Raw genomic sequence first — 20295 nt, 5'->3', positions numbered from 1 at the left:
GCCGGAACGAGACCTGGGGTAGGGCCAGGCCTACCCCCGTTACGGACACTGGACCGATGGCACCGACCGATGCGGCCCCTTACGGTCATGCACATGCACCCTCGGAACGTGTGGCAGGCCATGTCCCGGCCGGGCTTCCTGCTGTCGCCCTGGCCCTGGCGCTCCGCCGGGTATCTGCTCACCGGCGCGGCGACCGGCGTCGCCAGCCTGGTGGGGATCGTGACGGTGGCAGCGGTCTGCGGTGCGCTTGCCATCGCCCTGGTGGGACTGCCCCTGCTCGTCCTGGTCGCCCTCAGCGGGATCCCGGTGGCCGGGGTGGAGCGGCGCCGGCTGCGCCTGATCGACCGCGATCCGGTGTCCGGCCCGCACCAGGTGCCGACCGCGCCGGGTCTGTGGGCCTGGCTGACCACCCGGCTGCGCGAGCAGGCGACCTGGCGGGAGCTCGGGTACGCGCTGCTGTTCGCCGGGCTGCTGTGGCCGGTCGACGCCCTGGCGATCACGGTCGCCCTGCTCTTCCCGCTGTCCATGGTCGCCACCCCGCTGCTGATGACCACCGTCGGCGACGGCCACGAGGCGAAGGTGCTCAAGCAGTGGACGGTCACCACTTGGCCGACCGCATTCGGAGTCGCCGTACTGGGCCTGCTCCTGATGTGCCTAGGCGCTTATGCGCTCGGTGCCACGGCGGGCGCCCGCGCCGAGCTGGCCCGGCTGCTGATCGCCTCCCGCGAGCGCGAGCTCGGCGCCAAGGTGGTCGAACTGGCCCACTCCCGTGCCCGGCTGGTGGATGCCTTCGAGGCCGAGCGGCGCCGTATCGAGCGCGATCTGCACGACGGCGCCCAACAGCGCCTTGTGGCACTGACGATGGCCCTCGGGTTGGCCCGCCTCGATGCCCCGCCCGGCCCGCTCGCCGACCAGCTCACCAAGGCCCAGGAGGAGGCGGGCAAGGCGCTCGTGGAGCTGCGCGAGCTCATTCACGGCATCTACCCCAAGGTACTCACGGACTACGGCCTTCAAGCCGCGGTCGCCGACGCCGCCGACCGCTGCGTGGTCCCCGTCGACGTCGACCTCGAACTGCCTGGCCGGCCGACCCAGGCGGTCGAGTCCGCAGCGTACTTCGTGGTCTGCGAGGCGCTGGCCAACGTTGCCAGACACAGCGGGGCCGACCGCGCGCAGGTGAGCGGCGGTCATCGCGACGGACGCCTGTTCCTCGAGGTGCGCGACGACGGCTGCGGCGGCGCGGACCCCTCGGCGGGCAGCGGCCTCACCGGTCTCGCGGACCGGGTGTCGGTCCTGGATGGCAGACTTTCCCTGACCAGTCCGCCGAGTGGACCGACTCTGTTGCGTGTGGAGTTTCCTTGCGAGTTGACCAAGGCGGCCGATCGCTCCGCGTAGTGCTGGCCGAAGACAGCGTGCTGCTGCGGGAAGGGCTCATCGGCCTGCTCAGCCGCTGCGGCCACGAGGTGGTGTCGGCCGTCGGAGACGCACAGGCACTGATCGCCGCGGTCGAGGAGCATGCCCCCGACATCGTGGTGACGGACGTACGCATGCCGCCCGGTTTCCAGGACGAGGGCCTGCACGCGGCAGTGCGGCTGCGCGAGAAGCGCCCCGCACTCCCGGTCCTGGTCCTCAGTCAGTACGTGCAACGGACGTACGCCGCCGAACTCCTGGACTCCGGCGACGGATCGGGCGTCGGTTATCTGCTCAAGGACCGGGTCGGCCAGGTCGAGGGTTTCGTGGAAGCCCTGCACAAGGTGACGGACGGCGGGACGGTGGTCGACCCCGAGGTGGTGCGCCAGTTGCTGCGCCGCCGCCGCGATCCGCTGGAGCGGCTCACCCCGCGCGAACGCGAGGTGCTGGCACTGATCGCCGAGGGAAGGTCCAACGGCGCGATCGCCAAGGAACTGGTGGTGTCCGAAGCCGCGATCGGCAAGCACATCGGTAACATCCTCACCAAACTGGACCTGCCTCCGACGGACAAGACCCACCGCAGGGTCCTGGCCGTCCTCACTTACCTGCGGGCCTGACCCCGACCGGCGCACCGGGCCGCGGTGCGGCGTTCATGTCCCTGCGTGCCGCGTCCGCTCATAGACGGCGCGGAATGGCCGGCTGGGCGACGATGCCGGACGTCCCGGTGTTCCGCGAATCCGACGTCCCGGTGCGCCGCGAATCCGACGCGCGGTGCTGCGTGAAGCCGACGTGACCGTTGTGCCGTGAAGCCGACGTCCCGGTGTGCCGCGAACGTGGCGGACAGTGTGCGCTGACAGCGGAACACACCCCCCTGTGCCGTCCCAGGGCCATCGGGCAGCATGGCTCCCATGTCCGTACTGACGCGCGACGAAGCGCAGACCCGAGCCCGGCTGATCGACGTACACCGCTACAGCATCGACCTCGATCTGACCACCGGCGAAGAGACCTTCGACTCCCGGACCGTGATCCGGTTCACGGCACGCGCGGCCGGGGACACCTTCGTCGAACTCAAGCCCGCCGAACTGCGTTGCCTCACCCTGGACGGACAGTCACTCGACCCCGCCGCGCTCGACGGCAACCGCTACCCGCTGACCGGCCTCACCGCCGGTGAACACGAGCTGCGCATCGACGCGAGCATGCGCTACTCCCGGACCGGCGAAGGCATGCACCGTTTCACCGATCCGACCGACGGCGAGGAGTACGTCTACACCCAGCTGTTCCTGGAGGACGTCCAGCGGGTCTTCGCCGCCTTCGACCAGCCCGATCTCAAGGCCGTCTTCGGCCTCACCGTCACCGCGCCGCAGGGCTGGACCGTCCTCGGCAACAGCATCGCGACCCACGACGGCAACGGCCGCTGGACCTGCGCCCCCACCCCGCTGCTGTCCACCTACCTCGTGGCCGTCGCCGCCGGCCCCTGGCACTCGGTCCGCACCGAGCACGCCGGGCTGCCCTTCGGCCTCCATGTGCGCCGCTCGCTCGGTGCCCACCTCGACGCCGACGCGGACGAACTGTTCGAGATCACCCGCCAGTGCTACGACCGGTACCACGAGAAGTTCGAGGAGCCGTACCCCTTCGACTCCTACGACCAGGCCTTCGTGCCCGAGTTCAACGCCGGCGCCATGGAGAACCCCGGACTCGTCACCTTCCGTGACGAATTCGTCTACCGCTCCGCCGTCACCGACACCCAGCGCCAGACCCGCGCCATGGTCATCGCCCACGAGATGGCCCACATGTGGTTCGGCGACCTCGTCACCCTCAAGTGGTGGGACGACATCTGGCTCAACGAGTCGTTCGCCGAGTACATGGGCTACCAGACGCTCACCGAGGCCACTCGCTTCACCGACACCTGGGTCGACTTCGGCATCACTCGCAAGGCGTGGGGCTACGACGCCGACCAGCGGCCCTCCACCCACCCCGTCGCCCCCGACCCGGACGCCGTGCCCGACACCGCGTCCGCGATGCTCAACTTCGACGGCATCTCCTACGCCAAGGGCGCATCCGCCCTGCGCCAGCTCGTGACCTGGCTGGGGGAGAAGGACTTCCTCGCCGGCATCAACATCCACTTCGCCCGGCACAAGTTCTCCAACGCCACCCTCGCCGACTTCATCGACTCCCTCGCCGAGGCCACCGACCGGGACGTGCACACCTGGGCGGCCCAATGGCTGCGCACCACCGGCGTCGACACCCTCACCCCGAACGTCACCGAGACCGCCGGCGGCTGGACGCTCGGCATCGAGCACGACGGCAGCCGCCCCCACCGCATCGCCGTCGGCGCCTTCGACACCGACCCGATCGAACCGGGCCGGCTGGTCCTGCGCGACCGCATCGACGTGGACGTGCCGCGCACCGAGCACGACATCCACCCCGGCCGCCGCCCCGCGCTCATCGTCCTCAACGACGGCGACACCACCTACGCCAAGGTCCGCCTCGACACCGAGTCCTGGGCCACCGCACTCGGCTCCCTCTCCGGCATCCCCGACCCGCTCACCCGCGCCGTGGTGTGGAACGCGGCCCGCGACATGGTCCGCGACGGCGAACTGGCCCCCACCGCCTACCTCCAGGCCGCCCGCGCGCACGTGCCCCGGGAGACCGACCTCGCCGTCGTCCAGGGAGTCCTCGCCTTCGCGTCCGGACAGATCGCCGACTGCTACCTGCCCGCGGAGCAGCGCCCCGCCGCGCTCGCCACACTCACCGACACCTGCCGCGCCGTGCTGCGCCACACGGAGGACGGCAGCGACCCCGGCCTGCGGCTGACGGCGGTCCGCCACTTCATCGACGCGGCGTCCCAGCCCGCGTCCATCCAGGAGTGGCTCGCCGACGACAGCGTCCCCGGCGGGCCCGAACTCGACCCCGAGCTGCGCTGGCGCATCCTCACGCGCCTCGCCGTCCTCGGCGCGGTCGGCGAGAAGGAGATCGCGGCCGAACTCGACCGCGACCCGAGCGCGACCGGCCAGGAGGGCGCGGCCCGCTGCCGCGCCGCCCTGCCGACACCGGAGGCCAAGGCGGCGGCCTGGTCCCGGCTCTTCGAGACGGACGACCTGTCCAACTACCTCTTCACGGCGACGGCCCAGGGCTTCTGGCAGCCCGAACAGGCAGCGCTGGTATGGGAGTACGTCCCCCGCTACTACCCCGACGCGGTCGCGGTCGCCGCCCGCCGCGGCCCGGCGATCGCCGAGGCCGCGGGCAGGTACGCCTTCCCGCTCCACGCGGTCGACGCGGAGTCGCTGCGCCTGGGTGAGGACTGCCTGCGCGAGTCCTCACCGATCCCGGCCCTGCGCCGCAAGCTGGTGGACCAGCTGGACGACCTCCGAAGGGCCCTGCACATCCGCGGCGCCTGACACACCCGAGGCGGGTGTGCCCACGCCCCCGCCGGGGCCCGCCCTGAGCCCCCGCGCCCGGAGGTGCCGGGCGGGTCCGGCTGGGCGCCGGCGGGGCCGGAATGCCGGCGTGCCTGGAGGTGCGGGCCTGGCTGTGCGCCGGCGGGCCGGTACCCGGCGGGATGGCTGTGGCCTGTGAGGCTGATGGCCCCGGCGGGGCTGACGTGTCCCGGTTGGGCGCCGGCGGGGACCGTGTGCCGACGTCTCCGTCGGTCTCCGCGCCGAGCCCCCTGCGCCTCAGTCGCCGGCGGGTGGGGAGGTGCCGGCCGGGCTGGATGGGGTTCCGGAGCGGGCTGGCTGTGCGCCGGCGGGCGGGTACGGGGCGGGGTCGGGTGTGGCCCGCAGGGCTGTTGGCCCCCGGCGGGCGGTGGATGTACTCCTGTTGGGGGCCGGCGGGGCTCGTGTGCCGACGTCTCCGTCGGTCTCCGCGCCGAGCCCCCGACGGGCTGACTGGCTCCCGGCCGGTCAGCCTGTGCCCCGGCGGGGCCGGGTGTGGCCCGCAGGGCTGGCCCCGCCGGGGCTGATGTTTCCCAGTCGGACGCTAGGGCCCGGTGCGCCCACGCCCCCGGTGCGCCCACGCCCCCGTCGGGGCTCCGCCACGAGCCGGCGTTCCGCGCAGCGGCGAACCAGCCCGTCCGGCGCTTGAGGACACTCCTGCCACGCGAGGCAACCCCGGCCTCCCGCCCGTACCGGGGTCCGGGCTTGCCCCGGTTTCGGGAAGGGGCGGGCAGAGGAAAACACCTCGCCCCACAGCCCGCCCCCCACCCAATACCCCTTCCCGTCCGGATCGTTGAGCCTGCCGGGCGCACCCCGCCCACCGCCGCGATCCGTCACGAAGGACTCCGCATGCCCACGCCGCCGCCACCGCCCCTCGCCGGCGGCCTCGCCGGCCCCGACGACCTGCGGCCGCTGCTGCGCGTCGTGCTCGGCGCTCTCCGGGAAGGCGCCGAGGCGCGCGGCGGCCCTCTGCCCGGCGGCGGACCCGACGCCGTCACCACGCGGCTGCGCGACGCCCTCGGCGACGCCCTCCCCGACGAGGGCCGCGGCCCCGAAGAGGCCCTCCACACCCTCGTCCGCGCCGTCGCCCACGGCTCGGCCGACCCCGCCGACCCCCTGTGCGCGGCCCACCTCCACACCCCGCCCCTCGCACTTGCCGTCGCCGCCGACCTCGCCGCCTCCGCGCTCAACCCGTCGATGGACTCCTGGGACCAGGCCCCGGCCGCCTCCGCGCTCGAAGCAGCCCTCACCCGGGCCGTGGCCGCCGAGGTCTACCCGCGCGCTCCCGCCCCCGCCGCCCTCGTCACCACCGGCGGCACCGAGTCCAACCAGCTCGCCCTCCTCCTCGCCCGCGAACGCCACAGCACCGCGGTGAAGGTCGTCTGCGCCGACTCCGCACACCACTCCGTACGCCGCGCCGCCTGGCTGTTGGGGCTGCCCGGCCCCGTCACCGTCCCGGTCCACGACATCGCCGCCCTGAACGACGCCCTCACCAAGCTGCCCGGCCCCGTGCTCGTCGTCGCCACCGCGGGCACCACCGACACCGGCCGCATCGACCCGCTCGCGGCGATCGCCGAGGTCGCCGGGCACCACGGCGCCGAGCTCCACATCGACGCCGCGTACGGCGGCCCGCTGCTCTTCAGCCGCTCACGAAGAAGCCTCCTCGCGGGCCTGGACCGCGCCCACTCCGTCACCCTCGACCTGCACAAACTCGGCTGGCAGCCCGTCGCGGCCGGACTCCTCGCCGTAGCCGACACGGCCCGCCTCACGCCCCTCGCACACACCGCCGAGTACCTCAACGCCGAGGACGACACCGACGCCGGACTGCCCGACCTCCTCGGCCGCTCCCTGCGCACCACCCGCCGCCCCGACGTCCTCAAGATCGCCACCACCCTCAGGGCCCTCGGGCGCACCGGACTCGGCGCACTCGTGGACCAGGTCTGCGCCGCCGCACAGGACCTCGCCGACCTCATCGACAAGCACCCCGGCCTGGAGCTGTACGAACGGCCCACCCTGTCGACCGTCCTGTTCCGCCCCACCGGCGCCACCGACGAGCAGACCGCCGGCATCCGCCGCACCCTCCTCACCGGCGGCCGCGCCGTCCTCGGCCGGGCCCGCGCCGACGGCCGCATCTGGCTCAAGGCGACCCTGCTCAACCCGCACACCACCCCCGCCCATCTGCACGCCCTGATCGCACTCGTGGAAGGCAGCACCCCCCGATGACCGCCACGCCCGCTACCGAGGCCGCCCCGGCGGCGGCCACCCTCGACCGCCCCCACGACCTGGTGGGCATCGGTATCGGCCCGTTCAACCTCTCCCTCGCCGCGCTCGCCCACGGCGTACCCGGCGGCCTCACGACCGCGTTCTACGAGCAGCGGTCCGCCTTCCACTGGCACCCCGGTCTGCTCATCGAGGGCACCACCCTCCAGGTCCCGTTCCTCGCCGACCTCGTCACCCTCACCGACCCCGCGAGCCCCTGGTCGTTCCTCAACTACCTGCGCTCACGGGAGCGGCTCTACCCCTTCTACTTCGCCGAGAGGTTCCACATCCAGCGCGCCGAGTACGACGCGTACTGCCGCTGGGTCGGCGAGAACCTCCCCGGACTCCACTTCGGCCACCAGGTCGACGCCGTCCGCTGGAACCCCGAACGCGACCTGTTCGAAGTCGACTTCACCCAACTCGACACCGACGGCGAGGCCGAAGCCCTCGGCCGCGCATACACCCGCAGCATCGCCCTCGGCATCGGCACCGAACCGTACGTCCCCGAACCGCTGCGCCCCCTCGCCGACGCGCCGGGCGTACCCGTCATCCACTCCGCCGACTACCTCGACCACCGCGACGCCCTGCTCGCCGCCGAGCACGTCACCGTCATCGGCTCCGGCCAGTCCGGCGCCGAGGTCTTCCTCGACCTGCTGCGCGCCAGACCGGCCGGAGCCGAGAGGATCCACTGGCTGGCCCGGACCGGGTCATTCGCGCCGATGGAGTACTCCAAGCTCGGCCTCGAACACTTCACGCCCGACTACACACGCTACTTCCACGCCCTGCCCGAACCGGTGCGCAACGACCTCCTGCCCCGGCAGTGGCAGCTCCACAAAGGCATCGACGCCGACACCATCGCCGCCATCCACCAGGAGCTCTACCGCCGCACCCTCCACGGCGGCTGGCCCGACGCCGTCCTCACCCCCGGCGTCACCGTCCGCACCGCCGGACGCGTCGCCACCACCAAGGTCGAACTGCACCTGGAACACAGCCAGCAGGGCACCCGCTCCCGGCTCACGACCGAAGCCGTCATCCTCGCCACCGGCTACCGCGAACGCCCCCTCGGCCACCTGCTCGCCGGCATCGACCCGTACATGCGCCGCGACAGCCAAGGCCGACCCGTCGTCGACGAACAGTTCCGGCTGAAGCTCGACCCCAGCGTCACCGGCACCGTCTACGTACAGAACGCCGAACGCCACACCCACGGCGTCGGCGCTCCCGACCTCGGCCTCGCCGCCTGGCGCAGCGCCTCCATCCTCAACTCGCTCACCGGCAAGGAGCCCTACCCCCTGCCCCGCCGCACCGCCTTCACCAGCTTCGGCCTCGAACGGCGCGAGGCACCCGCCATCCCCGGGCAGCAGCCGAAGCCGACCCCCCTGACCCAGCAACGCTGAGCGCCTCGCGCACCCCGCCTCTAGAAGACCGGCGTGCCCTCACGCGTCAGCTTCCAGCTCACCGAGGCGAACGACGCCGGGTCGACCGTGCCCTTCGCCTGCACCCAGGAGATGATCGTGTTCCTGATCTCCTCCGAATTCGCCCACAGCTGCTGGGCACGCGCGATGTGCGGGAAGTTGCCGCCACCGCTCGCCCGGTAGTTGTTCACGGCCAGCACGAACCGCGCCGCCGGATCGATCGCCCTGCCCTCGAAGGACAGGTTCACGATCCGCGAACCGGCCGGCCTCGCGATGTCGATCTCGTACGACACGCCCGACACGGCGTCATAGTTGTAGTCGGGAATGCCGTCCGCGTTCGTCAGCCTCGACGTGTCCACCGGAGCCCCCACGGGCGTCTGCACGTAGTAGCGCGCCGAGAACTCCAGATACTCCTTCAGCTGCATACCCGTCACCAGCCGAGCCTCCAGCGTGTTCTCGAACGGATACAGCCCCGCGGCGTCCCTGATCGTCACCTCGCCGGCCGGAATCGCGGCCGTACGGGAGAAACACGAGGCCTGCGAGAGCACCGGCAGCGCCGCCCACTGGCCCCCCGCCAGTGCCGCCTTCACCGTCTCCGCCTGCACCACGTTGATCAGGTCGATGATCGGCTCGTCCTTCCACGGCGCGTCGGCCGTGGACATCGTGGCCGTGGACGTGCCGATGACCTGGTTGACGTACGCGACCACCTTCTTGTGCTCGTCACCGAGCAGCCGGGTGATCTCCTCGTCCTCGGCAACCGTGTTCGAATTCAGGACCTGCGCCGCGACCTTCTCGACACTCCAACGGCCCCTCTCCCACACCAGGTCGAAGTCGAACAGAGTCAGCCGCTGACCCCACTTCAGCGGCTCCGACAGCACAACCCGCTGCCCGGTCTCCTTGTTCGTGACGAAATACTCCGCGATCTCCGTATGCGCATGACCGACCAGGATCGCGTCGATGCCCGGCACCTGCTCGGCGACCAGACCCGCGGCGTTCTCGATGTACGGCAGCTGATCCCCGTACGAAGAAGTGCCGCTGGACCCCGAGTGCGCCGACACGACAACGACATCCGCACCCATCGACCGCAGCCTCGGCACCCACTTGGCCGCCTGCTCCTCCAGGCCCGGGAACACCATCCTCCCGCTGACGTTCTGCCTGTCCCAGATGGCGATGCCCGGGTTCGTCAGACCGAGCACCGCGACACGCACATCGCGGCCGTACGGCGTGCGCAGCCGGTGCATGCTGTACGGGGCGAACGCCGGACACAGCGTCCGCGCATCCAGCGCGTTCGCACCCAGCAGCGGGAAGTCGCACTGCTCCTCGAACTTCCGCAGTACCGGAATGCCGTAGTTGAACTCGTGATTGCCCAGCGCCGCCGCGTCGTAGCCGATGGCGTTCATCGCCTGCGCCATCGGGTGGACCGGACCGCGCTCGGCGGTGATCGGGTCGACCTTCGCGTAGTAGTACGACAGCTGGGTGCCCTGGATCGTGTCACCCGCGTCTATCAGGAGCGTGTTGCGGCGCCCCTTCTCCTCGCGGACGCGGTTCACCAGCGTCGAGATCTTCGCCAGGCCCACATCGTTGTGCGCCCTGTCGTCGAACTCCCTGTCGGTGAAGTAGTCCCAGTTGAAGACATTGCCGTGCAGATCGGTCGTCCCCATGACGGTGAACGCATACCGCTTCGGCGGACGTCCATGGCCGTGTCCCCCCTCCGGCTCCGCGGCCGCGGCGGGCGCCACCGCGCCGCCGGCGATCGCCACACCGGCCCCGGCGGCGGCCGACCGCTCCAGGAACGTCCTACGGTTCAGCGGCATTTCGTCTCCCTCGATCATGTGCACAACGCGCGTAGATTCTGGCGTAGGACAGCCCCGTGCGAAAGGCTTCGACCACAACAGTGAGGGAGAGCGCATGACCGGCGACACCGCAGTCCCGTACGGAACACCCGAGGCACCCAGAGTCGCCGTGCGCGGCCAGGCCCAACTCGAATTCGACCCCGAGATCGCCAGGATCGGCATCCAGGTCAGCGCACGCGGCAAGGACCGGCGCACAGCCCTCGAAGACCTCACCCGGCGCAACAACGCCGTACTGGACCTCATCAAGTCCTACGGAGACGCCGTGGAGAAACTCGCCACCGGCGCCTTCTCCATCAGCCCCGAACTCACCCAGCACAGCCGCGGCGAACGCGTCCGCGCCTACCACGGCGGCGTGTACATCACCGCCGAACTCACCGACTTCACCGCCCTCGGCGAACTCACCACCCGCCTCGCCGACCTCGAACTCACCCGCGTCAGCGGCCCCTGGTGGTCACTGCGCCCCGACTCACCCGCCCACGGCGAAGCCCGCCGCGAAGCAGTACGGGACGCCGTACGGCGCGCCCGCGAATACGCCGAGGCACTCGGCAGCCGGCTCACGGCACTCCTGGAACTCGCCGACATCGGCGCGGAGAACACCGCACCCTACGGAATACCGACCGCGCCCGGCGGAATGCGGGCCGCCGCATTCGGCACCGAACAGACCGAAATGGCACCCCCGCTGGACCTGGAACCACAACGCCAGACGGTGACCGCACAGGTGAACGCACGTTTCACGATGACGCCGCCCGAGCTCCAGCCGCACACGCCTTCATGAAATGACGAGCGCTCATCAGAGCACCCCTGCGCACAATTCAACACTTGTCAATAACCCTTCACGCAAAGGTTGTTGAGTAGACATGCCCAGCCAATTCTCTACCGATCGGTAAGCCCTAGGCTCGAACCATGCGCCGAGCAAAGATCGTCTGCACCCTGGGACCCGCCACCGACACATACGACCAGATCAAAGCCCTGGTCCAAGCCGGAATGGACGTCGCCCGCTTCAACCTCAGCCACGGCACCTACACCGACCACGAAGAGCGCTACCGACACGTACGCAAGGCCGCCGACGAAACCGGACGCAGCGTCGGCGTCCTCGCCGACCTTCAAGGCCCGAAGATCCGCCTCGGACGCTTCCACGAAGGACCCGTACTGCTCGAACGCGGCGACGAATTCACCATCACCGTCGACGACATCGAAGGCGACCGCCACATCTGCGGCACCACCTACAAAGGACTGACCGCAGATGTCAGCCGAGGCGAGCGCATCCTCGTCGACGACGGCAAAGTCGCCCTCGAAGTCACCGAAGTCGAAGGCACCCGGGTACACACCATCGTCGCCGAAGGCGGCATGGTCTCCGACCACAAAGGCCTCAACCTGCCTGGCGTCGCAGTCTCCGTCCCCGCACTCTCCGAGAAGGACATCGAAGACCTCCGCTGGGCCCTGCGCATCGGCGCGGACGTCATCGCCCTCTCCTTCGTCCGCACCGGCCGCGACATCGAAGACGTCCACCGCGTCATGGCGGGAGAGGGCCGACGCCTGCCCGTCATCGCCAAGGTCGAAAAACCCCAGGCCGTCGAGAACATCGACGACATCGTCGCCGCCTTCGACGGCATCATGGTCGCCCGCGGCGACCTCGGCGTCGAAATGCCACTGGAGCAGGTGCCCATCGTCCAGAAGCGGGCCGTCAAGCTCGCCAAACGCAACGCCAAGCCGGTCATCGTCGCCACCCAGATGCTCGACTCCATGATCGACAACAGCCGCCCCACCCGCGCCGAGGCGTCCGACGTCGCCAACGCCGTCATCGACGGCACCGACGCCGTGATGCTCTCCGGCGAGACCAGCGTCGGCAAATACCCCGTCGAGACCGTCAAGACCATGAGCCGCATCGTCGAAGCGGCCGAGGAAGACGTCCTCGCCAAGGGCCTGCCACCCCTGACCGACCGCAACAAGCCCCGCACCCAGGGCGGCGCGGTCGCCCGCGCGGCCGCCGAAATGGGCGACTTCCTCGGCGCCAAGTTCCTCGTCGCCTTCACCCAGTCCGGCGACACCGTCCGCCGCCTCTCCCGCTACCGCTCCCCGATCCCCCTCCTCGCCTTCACCCCGGACGCGGCCACCCGCTCCCAGCTCAGTCTCACCTGGGGCGTGGAGACCTTCCTCGGCCCGCACGTGGAGTCCACGGACGCGATGGTGGCCCAGGTGGACGAGGAACTGCTGAAGATCGGCCGCTGCGAAAGGGGCGACATCGTGGTGATCACGGCTGGCTCCCCGCCGGGAGTAGCCGGCTCGACGAACCTGGTCCGGGCACACCGCATCGGCGAGAGCCTCGCGTAAGGCATCAGTGCTTCGGCCCGACGTGCGCGTCCATGAGCGCGACGGAGGCGCGCCGGGCGACGGAGATGTTCTGCGCGCCGCCGGGGCGCCTGGCGGACTTCCACTCGACACCGACTTGATCGAGCGTGCCCGTGAAGAGCTGAATAATGTCGGGAGACTTGTTGGTGAAGAAATATCGGGGGTAGTCGTACCGTTTGACTACTCCACTGACAAGCCGTGTCGTCCAGTTGGTGATTCGGCAACCGTCCGAGTGGATCAGTCCGCGTATGAACTCCCACGGGTGGGCATTTACGATCTCCTGCTGCCAGGACTCCAAGGCGATCTTGCGCTCGTGCTTCCTGCCAGGGCCGTGCTGAGGAAACAGGCATGGCCAGTGCTTGCTGTGGGCCGTCACGTACTGGCAGCCCACGCTGCGGACACGGAACACCTTGTTATCAGGTCTGGAAGCCCGGATGGCCGCGGCACAGGCGTCGATGAGGCCGGGCCAGGCGTCGGCGCAGGCGATGCGGAGGAAGTAGACGCCTCGACGTAGAGGGCTGATGCAGCCATCGCCGAGGTAGAGCCCGAGGAGGTAGGAGTACGCGGGCATGTCGGCGGGCAATCTCGGGACGTCGCAGCAGCGAGGGCAGGGCGTGCTGCTGTTGAGCGGCATGAGGCGTAGCTGCCAGGAGCGGATGGATGCGCGGGAAATTCCGGTCTCTTTGCTGACCGAGTTGAGACTGCGCCCCTCAGCTACGAGGGCGAGCACTTGTTTGCGCGTACCAATGTCGTACATGCCGCCAACATTGCCTGGCGATCAACAGCGCTCATGGAAAGTCGAACCTAGATGGCACAATCGAGTGAATTTCCGAGAGGCGGATCTGCCTCGAATCGCAGGGAGAGTGCCCCAGGTGGGATTCGAACCCACACTGTCCGCTGTTTGAGAGCGGCCTCTCTAACCAATTGGAGTACTGGGGCCTTGCATTGTTCGGACCGACCGGTCCCGATGGCCATCACCTTACCGCAGCTAGGTAGGCTCATGGGGAGCACCCTGCCTTGGAACGAGGAGTCCCGTGACCGCCCCCGAGTCGCCCCAGCCCATCTCCGCCGACGACGACAAGTCACACGTGCCACCGCTGACGACCCGTGTCGTCATCGCCGAGGACGAGGCCCTCATCCGGCTCGACCTCAAAGAGATGCTCGAGGAAGAGGGCTACGCGGTCGTCGGCGAGGCCGGCGACGGACAGCGGGCCGTCGAGCTGGCCCGGGAGCACCGGCCCGACCTGGTCATCCTCGATGTGAAGATGCCCGTCCTGGACGGGATCTCCGCTGCCGAGAAGATCGCCGAGGAGTCCATCGCCCCGGTCCTGATGCTCACCGCGTTCTCGCAGCGTGATCTCGTCGAGCGGGCGCGTGACGCCGGTGCGATGGCGTATCTGGTGAAGCCGTTCAGCAAGAGCGACGTCGTGCCTGCGATCGAGATGGCCGTCTCCCGTTTCACCGAGCTGAAGGCCCTGGAGAAGGAGGTCGCCGACCTCTCTCAGCGGCTGGAGACGCGCAAGCTGGTCGACCGGGCCAAGAGCATCCTGCAGACGCAGTACGGGCTCACGGAGCCGGCCGCGTTCCGGTGGATCCAGAAGACGTCGATGGACCGGCGGCTGTCGATGCAGCAGGTCGCCGAGGCGGTCATCGAGGATGCCGAGGAGAAGAAGGCGGCGAAGGGGGAGTAGTCCCCGCCGGGATCGAGGAAGGACATGTGGGAAGGGCCCGCACCCCGAAGGCCGAAGGGTGCGGGCCCTTGTCACGTCTGCCGGGGTCAGTCCTCGCCGAGGTAGGCCTTGCGGACGGACTCGTCGTGGAGCAGGTCCTGGCCGGTGCCGGAGAGGACGATGTTGCCGACCTCCATGACATATGCACGGTCGGCCAGGGAGAGGGCGGCTTGGGCGTTCTGTTCGACGAGGAGGATCGTCGTGCCCTGGGCCTTCAGCTCCGAGATGGTCGCCATGATCTTCTGCATCATGATCGGCGAGAGTCCCATGGAGGGTTCGTCGAGCATGAGCAGTTTCGGCTGCGACATCAGTGCGCGTCCCATGGCGAGCATCTGCTGTTCGCCGCCGGAGAGGGTTCCGGCTGCCTGCTTGCGGCGCTCACCGAGGATGGGGAAGAGGTCGTAGGCACGTTGGATGTCCCTTTCGATCCCTTCCTTGTCGCTGCGCAGGAACGCTCCGAGGTGGAGGTTCTCGGCGATGGTGAGGCGCGGGAAGATGTGCCGGCCTTCGGGGGAGTGGGCCAGGCCCAGCGACACGATCTTGTGCGCGGGGATGCCGCTGAGCGGCTTGCCCTCGAACGTGATCTTTCCTCCGGACGGCTTGAGCAGTCCGGACAGGGTGCGCAGGGTGGTGGTCTTGCCGGCGCCGTTGGTGCCGATGAGGGTGACGACCTGGCCGGCCTCGACGGAGAAGGAGATGCCCTTGACGGCCTCGATCTTGCCGTAGGCGACCCTGAGGTCCTCGACTTCGAGGAGTGCGGTCACTTCGCGTCTCCTTCCGTGCCGGTGGTGCGTGTGTCGTCGTTCGCGTCCGCTTCTGCGGCCGCTACTTCTGCGGCTTCTGCTTCGCCCGGCTCGCCCTCGAAGGGCGTACCGAGATACGCCGCGACGACGCGCTCGTCGCCCTGGACGACCGCTGGTGTGCCTTCGATGAGCTTTTCGCCCTGGACGAGGCAGGCGACGCGGTCGCAGAGGTTGAAGATGAAGCGCATGTCGTGCTCGATGACGAGTACGGCGATGCCCATGTCCCGGATGGCGAAGATGAGTTCTTCGGCGGCCCGGGTTTCCTGCGGGTTCATTCCGGCGGTGGGCTCGTCGAGGAGCAGCAGGCCGGGGTCGCTCGCGAGTGCTCGGGCGATTTCGAGCTTGCGCTGTTCGCCGTAGGGCAGGTTGCGGGAGAGGTGGTCGGCCTTGTGGTCCAGGCCGATGAACTCGAGGAGTTCCATGGCCCGTGCGTGGGATGCGGCTTCGGCCTTCTTGAAGCCGGGTCCGCGCAGCAGGGCCGACCAGAGGCCTTCCTTGGTGCGGGTGTGCCGGCCGACGAGGACGTTTTCCAGGACGGTCATGTTGGCGAAGAGCCGGATGTTCTGGAAGGTGCGGGCGATGCCGGCTTTGGTCACGAGGTGCGGCTTGGGCGGCAGCACGGTGCCCTTGTAGGAGACGGTGCCTTCGGTGGGGATGTACAGCCCGGTGAGGCAGTTGAAGAAGGTCGTCTTGCCGGCGCCGTTGGGGCCGATGAGGCCGACGATTTCGCCGGAGTGGACGGTGAGGTCCACGGCCTTGACGGCGGTGAGGCCGCCGAAGCGCATGGTGACGCCGCTGGCTTCGAGGACGGTCTGGGTCTGGGTGTCGGTTGTGGTCGTCATGTCTTTCACGCCCCAGCCTTCGCGACGCCGACGCCGGAGTCGGGGAGTCCGTTTTCGGGGACGTCGAGTTGATCGGTCTCGTGGTACTCGAGCTGGGCGCGCCGGTTGGCGATGAGGCCTTCGGGGCGGAAGCGCATGAGCAGGATGAGGGCGATGCCGAAGCCGAGGAGCTGGTAGTCCTGAAGGAACTGCAGCTTGGCGGGGATCATGTAGAGGAGCGTGGCGCCGATCAGCGGTCCGCTGATGGTGCCCATGCCGCCGAGGATGACGGCCGCTAGGAGGAAGGCGGAGTTGGGCGGTACGGGACCGGCGAACTGGTACATCTCGGGGACCACGGTGTGCTGGACGTGTGCCTGCACGGTGCCGGCGAGGCCGGCGAGTGTGGCGCCGAGGGCGAAGGCGATGAGCTTGACGCGGAAGCCGTTGATGCCCATGGCGGTGGCGGCGGTCTCGTCCTCGCGGATGGCGACCCAGGCGCGGCCGATGCGTGAGTTGCCGGCGCGGCTGAAGACGAGGACGACGAGGACCGTCACGAGGAGCATGAGCATGTAGTAGTTGGCGTAGGCGCCGAGCTCGATGCCGAATACGGTGTGGGCCTGCCCGAAGTTGAACCCGAGGAACTCGAGGTCGGGGATGTTCGGGATGCCGTTGGGGCCGTTGGTGATCTGCGGTCCGGAGACGCCGTCGAGGTTGCCCATGGCGATGCGGAAGATCTCTCCGAAGCCGAGGGTGACGATGGCGAGGTAGTCGCCGCGCAGTCGCAGGGTGGGGGCGCCGATGATGACGCCGAAGAGCAGCGACACGAGGGCGCCGGTGAGGACCGCGGCCCAGAAGGGGAAGTGCACGTCGAAGGCGGAGGCCGTCGATCCGGAGACGAGGGCGGCGGTGTAGGCGCCGACGCCGAGGAAGGCGACGTATCCGAGGTCGAGGAGGCCGGCGAGGCCGACGACGACGTTCAGGCCCAGCGCGACGGTCGCGAAGATGAGGATGTTGACCGCGACGAGGGTGTACTGGTCGGTGCTCTGGGTGAAGGGGAAGGCCGCGGCGGCGACGAAGGCGGCGATGACCGTGACCTGGCGGTTCTTGGCCGTGACGGCGGAGAGCCGTGCGATGAGGCCGGCTTTGAAGAGCGCGGCGACGGCGAAGCCGACGGTGATCATGTAGCCGGTGAAGAGTTCGGCGTACTCGGTGCCGATGCCGTAGGTGATCACGAAGAGACCGACGGCGAACGCGGCGACGATGATGAGGATCTCGGCCCAGGAGGGGAGTTCCTTGGGGCGGGTGGCCTTGCGGGTGTCGTCGGGCAGCAGGAATGCGGTGACGACGGGGATAACGGAGGCCACTGCGGCCACGTAGCCGCCGGGTTCGAGGTTCCTGAGGCCGCCGAGTTCGATGGCGATGGCGATGACGGTGAACCACGTGGTGGCGGCGGTTCCGATCGCGAGGAGCTTCAGGGCTTTGGTGCTGCCGGTGGGTACCAGCCAGCCGAGTCCCTTGATGCCGAGCGACGCGAGTGCGAAGAGGACGATGAGGATGCCGGCGGTGAGGGTGAGGACCTGGAGGCCGCCGGGGTATCCGGTGACGGTGAGGTTGCCGGGGAACGCGTCGGTCCATGTCCAGGCCAGGAAGGTGCTGGCGATGGTGGCGGCGCCGCCGGCAGCGGTGAGCCAGCGGAGGGCGGCGGCACGGGAGGCGTCCGGTGCGGCACCGGCCGTCTTGGTGGTGTCGGTGGTCATCGTTCTCACGCCCGATCCGCGACGCGCTCACCGAGCAGGCCCTGGGGCCTGACGAGGAGCACGACGATGAGGAGTACGAAAGCCCAGACGTTGGACCAGGCGCCACCGCCGAGCTGCTGCATGCCGGGGATTTCCTCGATGTAGGCGATCGACAGGGCCTCGGCGAGGCCGAGGACGACGCCGCCGACCATGGCGCCGTAGATGTTGCCGATGCCGCCGAGCACTGCGGCGGTGAACGCCTTGAGGCCGAGGATGAAGCCCATCTCGAAGTTGATCTGGCCCTTGTCGAGGCCGTAGGCGACCGCGGCGACCGCGGCGAACGCGGCGCCGATGGCGAAGGCCATCACGATGATGCGGTCGGTGTTGATGCCCATCAGCTTCGCCGTGTCGGGGTCCTGGGCGGTTGCCTGCATGGCGCGGCCGCTGCGGCTCTTGGAGACGAAGAGGCCGAGGGCGAGCATGCAGAGCGGGGCGAGGACGAGCACGAAGGCGTCGGCGCGCTGGATGGCGAGGTTGTCGAAGATCTTGAAGGATTCTCCGGTGAACTCGGGGAAGCTGCGCGCTGCCTTGGCTTCGGGGTAGAAGCCCCAGATGAGCTGCTGGAGGGCGATGGACAGGCCGATCGCCGTGATGAGCGGGGCGAGCCGTGGCGCGGAGCGCAGTGGCCGGTAGGCGAAGCGCTCCGCGGCCGTGGCGACGGCGACGGAGGCAATTGCGCCGCCGATGATCATGAGGGGAATCGCCACCAGGAGACTGGTTCCGCTGGGGAGCCAGATGTAGGTGGTGAGGGCGCCGAAGCCCCCGATCATGAAGATCTCGCCATGGGCGAAGTTGATGAGCTGGACGATGCCGTAGACCATGGTGTACCCGATGGCGATGAGACCATAAAGGGCGCCGAGGGCAAGGCCGTTGGCCAGCTGTTGCGGCAGTTCGTTCACCGCAGGGCCTCCGATGAGCGTGTCGGATTATGAGTCCGCGCGAGGGCGCTGTTTGCGCCCTCGCGCGGCGGTGTTCATTTCGGTGGGTGCCGGCGGAGTGGACCGGTGGCCGGTCCGTCCGCGATCAGTCCTCGAAGGTCGCGGACTTGACGTCCTTCCAGTCGGCGCCCTTCACCGCGTAGACGGTGAGCTGCTTGTTGGTGGTGTCGCCGAACTCGTCGAAGGAGACCTTGCCGGTCACACCGTCGAACGAGACCTTGGACATGGCGTCGACGACCTTCTTGCGGGCGTCGGCGGGAACCTTGCCGTCGTTGGCCGCGACGACCGCCTTGACGGCCTGGATGATGCTCCAGGCGGCGTCGTAGGAGTAGCCACCGTAGGCCGCGTACGCGTCCTTGTAGCCGCCGGCCTTGTAGTCGTCGATGAACTTCTTGGCGGTCGGCAGCTTCTCGACCGGGTAGCCGACGGAGGTGGCGAGGTCGCCGTCGTTGGCCACACCGGAGGCCTTGATGAACGCGGGGTCGTAGATGCCGTCGCCACCCATGGTGGGGATCTTCGCTCCGGCCTTCTTGACCTGGTCGGAGAGCAGGCCGCCCTCGGGGTACTGGCCGCCGAAGTAGACGGAGTCCGCGCCGGAGGCCTTGACCTTGTCGGCGGTGGAGGAGAAGTCGGTCTCCTTCACGGTGACGTGGTCGGTGCCGACGATCTTGCCACCGAGGCGCTTGAACTCGTCGGAGAAGATCGCGGCGAGGCCGGCGCCGTAGGTCTGCTTGTCGTCGACGACGAAGACCTTCCGCTTCTTGGCGTCGTTGTAGAGGTACTGGGCGGCGAACTTGCCCTGGATGACGTCCGTGGTGGCGGTACGGAAGTAGGTGGCGAACGTCCGCTTCTTGTCACCCTTGCCCCAGTTGTCGCCCTGGGTGAGCGCCGGGTTGGTGTTGGCCGGGGAGACCTGGGTGAGGTTGGCGGTGTTGAAGACACCCTGCATCGACTGGGCCACGCCGGAGTTCAGCGGGCCGACAACGCCGAGAACGTCCTTGTTACCCACCAGTTTGGTGGCATTGGCCTGGCCGGAGGCGGGCACGGCCTGGTCGTCGAGAGCTTCGATCTTGAACTCGACGCCGGGGACCTCGTTGTTTTTGTTGGCGGTCTTTACCGCCAGGTCCACCGAGTTCTTGATGCCCTGACCGAGAGCGGAGAGGGAACCGGTCAGCGGCGCGTCGACACCGATGACAACGGTGGTCTTGCCGCCACTCGCGCTGCCGCTCTGGTTGTCGTCGCGCGAGCCGCAGGCGGAGAGGGTGAGCGCTCCTGTGGTGACCATGGTGGTGAGGATGAGCAAGGAACGGTGGCGCACGATTAATCCTTTCCTGGCGCGGCCCCCTCTGCTGAGGTGCCGTTTCTTCGCCGGGCCGTACTGGGGAGATACACGGCCTGCTGAAGGTGCGCCCTTCGGCGCGGTGACTGGCGGTGACTCTAGGCGGAGGTGGCGGGCCTAGGGAGTCGGGCAGTCAGGATGTGACGCTCTTGTT

15 protein-coding genes and 1 tRNA gene are annotated in these 20295 nt (G+C 69.2%); 8 read left to right on the top strand and 8 right to left on the bottom strand.

The genetic code is table 11. The features are described from left to right. Nucleotides 1–120 precede the first annotated feature (120 nt). From ACH5AF_RS14670 to ACH5AF_RS14650, 5 genes are all read left to right on the top strand, one after another. Complete coding sequence (locus tag ACH5AF_RS14670) at nt 121–1392, top strand: sensor histidine kinase (RefSeq protein WP_398902276.1); 1272 nt, start codon at nt 121–123, stop codon at nt 1390–1392. Next, nucleotides 1392–2024 (top strand): response regulator, encoded by a 633-nt coding sequence (locus ACH5AF_RS14665; protein WP_398902020.1) that lies wholly within the window; start codon nt 1392–1394, stop codon nt 2022–2024. The genes ACH5AF_RS14670 and ACH5AF_RS14665 overlap by 1 nt, the downstream gene beginning before the upstream one ends. A gap of 291 nt (nt 2025–2315) precedes the next feature. After that, a complete protein-coding gene (gene pepN / locus ACH5AF_RS14660; protein WP_398902019.1) occupies nt 2316–4805 on the top strand; it encodes an aminopeptidase N in 2490 nt (829 codons plus the stop codon). A gap of 885 nt (nt 4806–5690) precedes the next feature. Then, nucleotides 5691–7064, top strand: a complete 1374-nt coding sequence (locus ACH5AF_RS14655; protein ID WP_398902018.1) for a pyridoxal phosphate-dependent decarboxylase family protein — start codon at nt 5691–5693, stop codon at nt 7062–7064. Beyond that, nucleotides 7061–8494, top strand: a complete 1434-nt coding sequence (locus tag ACH5AF_RS14650) for a lysine N(6)-hydroxylase/L-ornithine N(5)-oxygenase family protein (protein WP_398902017.1) — start codon at nt 7061–7063, stop codon at nt 8492–8494. The genes ACH5AF_RS14655 and ACH5AF_RS14650 overlap by 4 nt, the downstream gene beginning before the upstream one ends. A gap of 20 nt (nt 8495–8514) precedes the next feature. Here the strand turns inward: ACH5AF_RS14650 and ACH5AF_RS14645 are convergent, their stop codons facing one another. Beyond that, nucleotides 8515–10326, bottom strand: a complete 1812-nt coding sequence (locus ACH5AF_RS14645) for a bifunctional metallophosphatase/5'-nucleotidase (RefSeq protein WP_398902016.1) — start codon at nt 10324–10326, stop codon at nt 8515–8517. 94 nt (nt 10327–10420) lie between these two features. Here ACH5AF_RS14645 and ACH5AF_RS14640 point away from each other — a divergent pair, with 94 nt between their 5' ends. Next, the gene (locus ACH5AF_RS14640) at nt 10421–11140 is read left to right on the top strand and encodes an SIMPL domain-containing protein (RefSeq protein ID WP_398902015.1); all 720 of its coding nucleotides are present in this window, start codon (nt 10421–10423) and stop codon (nt 11138–11140) included. A 128-nt stretch (nt 11141–11268) separates the two neighbouring features. After that, complete coding sequence (gene pyk, locus ACH5AF_RS14635) at nt 11269–12696, top strand: pyruvate kinase (protein WP_398902014.1); 1428 nt, start codon at nt 11269–11271, stop codon at nt 12694–12696. Between the two features lie 4 nt (nt 12697–12700). Here the strand turns inward: pyk and ACH5AF_RS14630 are convergent, their stop codons facing one another. Further along, the gene (locus ACH5AF_RS14630) at nt 12701–13471 is read right to left on the bottom strand and encodes a transcriptional regulator (protein ID WP_398902013.1); all 771 of its coding nucleotides are present in this window, start codon (nt 13469–13471) and stop codon (nt 12701–12703) included. Between the two features lie 107 nt (nt 13472–13578). Then, nucleotides 13579–13653 (bottom strand) — tRNA-Leu (locus ACH5AF_RS14625). 95 nt (nt 13654–13748) lie between these two features. Between ACH5AF_RS14625 and ACH5AF_RS14620 the strand changes: the two genes are divergently transcribed. After that, nucleotides 13749–14405, top strand: a complete 657-nt coding sequence (locus ACH5AF_RS14620; protein ID WP_398902012.1) for an ANTAR domain-containing response regulator — start codon at nt 13749–13751, stop codon at nt 14403–14405. Between the two features lie 86 nt (nt 14406–14491). Here ACH5AF_RS14620 and ACH5AF_RS14615 read toward each other — a convergent pair whose 3' ends face one another. The 5 genes from ACH5AF_RS14615 to ACH5AF_RS14595 all read right to left on the bottom strand — a co-directional run bounded on the left by ACH5AF_RS14615 (nt 14492) and on the right by ACH5AF_RS14595 (nt 20120). Further along, complete coding sequence (locus ACH5AF_RS14615) at nt 14492–15208, bottom strand: ABC transporter ATP-binding protein (RefSeq protein ID WP_398902011.1); 717 nt, start codon at nt 15206–15208, stop codon at nt 14492–14494. Next, complete coding sequence (locus tag ACH5AF_RS14610; protein ID WP_398902010.1) at nt 15205–16098, bottom strand: ABC transporter ATP-binding protein; 894 nt, start codon at nt 16096–16098, stop codon at nt 15205–15207. Before ACH5AF_RS14610 ends, ACH5AF_RS14615 begins: the two co-directional genes overlap by 4 nt. Next, nucleotides 16095–17825 carry a branched-chain amino acid ABC transporter permease gene (locus ACH5AF_RS14605; RefSeq protein WP_398902275.1) on the bottom strand — a complete coding sequence of 577 codons (1731 nt, stop codon included), beginning with the start codon at nt 17823–17825 and terminating at the stop codon, nt 16095–16097. Before ACH5AF_RS14605 ends, ACH5AF_RS14610 begins: the two co-directional genes overlap by 4 nt. A gap of 5 nt (nt 17826–17830) precedes the next feature. Further along, entirely contained in the window at nt 17831–18763 is a 933-nt protein-coding gene (locus ACH5AF_RS14600; RefSeq protein WP_215181177.1) for a branched-chain amino acid ABC transporter permease, read from the bottom strand. A gap of 124 nt (nt 18764–18887) precedes the next feature. Then, nucleotides 18888–20120, bottom strand: coding sequence for a branched-chain amino acid ABC transporter substrate-binding protein (locus ACH5AF_RS14595; RefSeq protein ID WP_398902009.1), 1233 nt, complete (start codon nt 20118–20120; stop codon nt 18888–18890). Between the last annotated feature and the right edge of the window lie 175 nt (nt 20121–20295).

This window comes from Streptomyces sp. NPDC018833, from assembly GCF_044390825.1.
Classification (GTDB): Bacteria; Actinomycetota; Actinomycetes; order Streptomycetales; family Streptomycetaceae; genus Streptomyces.
Note: the sequence above shows the minus strand (reverse complement) of the source record. Positions and strands in the feature narration are given on the sequence as shown.

Coding starts and splice junctions, on each gene's coding strand:
- ACH5AF_RS14670 (WP_398902276.1), top strand. CDS start 121: ATGTCCCGGCCGGGCTTCCTGCTGTCGCCCTGGCCCTGGCGCTCCGCC.
- pepN (WP_398902019.1), top strand. CDS start 2,316: ATGTCCGTACTGACGCGCGACGAAGCGCAGACCCGAGCCCGGCTGATC.
- ACH5AF_RS14655 (WP_398902018.1), top strand. CDS start 5,691: ATGCCCACGCCGCCGCCACCGCCCCTCGCCGGCGGCCTCGCCGGCCCC.
- ACH5AF_RS14650 (WP_398902017.1), top strand. CDS start 7,061: ATGACCGCCACGCCCGCTACCGAGGCCGCCCCGGCGGCGGCCACCCTC.
- ACH5AF_RS14645 (WP_398902016.1), bottom strand. CDS start 10,326: ATGCCGCTGAACCGTAGGACGTTCCTGGAGCGGTCGGCCGCCGCCGGG.
- ACH5AF_RS14640 (WP_398902015.1), top strand. CDS start 10,421: ATGACCGGCGACACCGCAGTCCCGTACGGAACACCCGAGGCACCCAGA.
- pyk (WP_398902014.1), top strand. CDS start 11,269: ATGCGCCGAGCAAAGATCGTCTGCACCCTGGGACCCGCCACCGACACA.
- ACH5AF_RS14630 (WP_398902013.1), bottom strand. CDS start 13,471: ATGTACGACATTGGTACGCGCAAACAAGTGCTCGCCCTCGTAGCTGAG.
- ACH5AF_RS14605 (WP_398902275.1), bottom strand. CDS start 17,825: ATGACCACCGACACCACCAAGACGGCCGGTGCCGCACCGGACGCCTCC.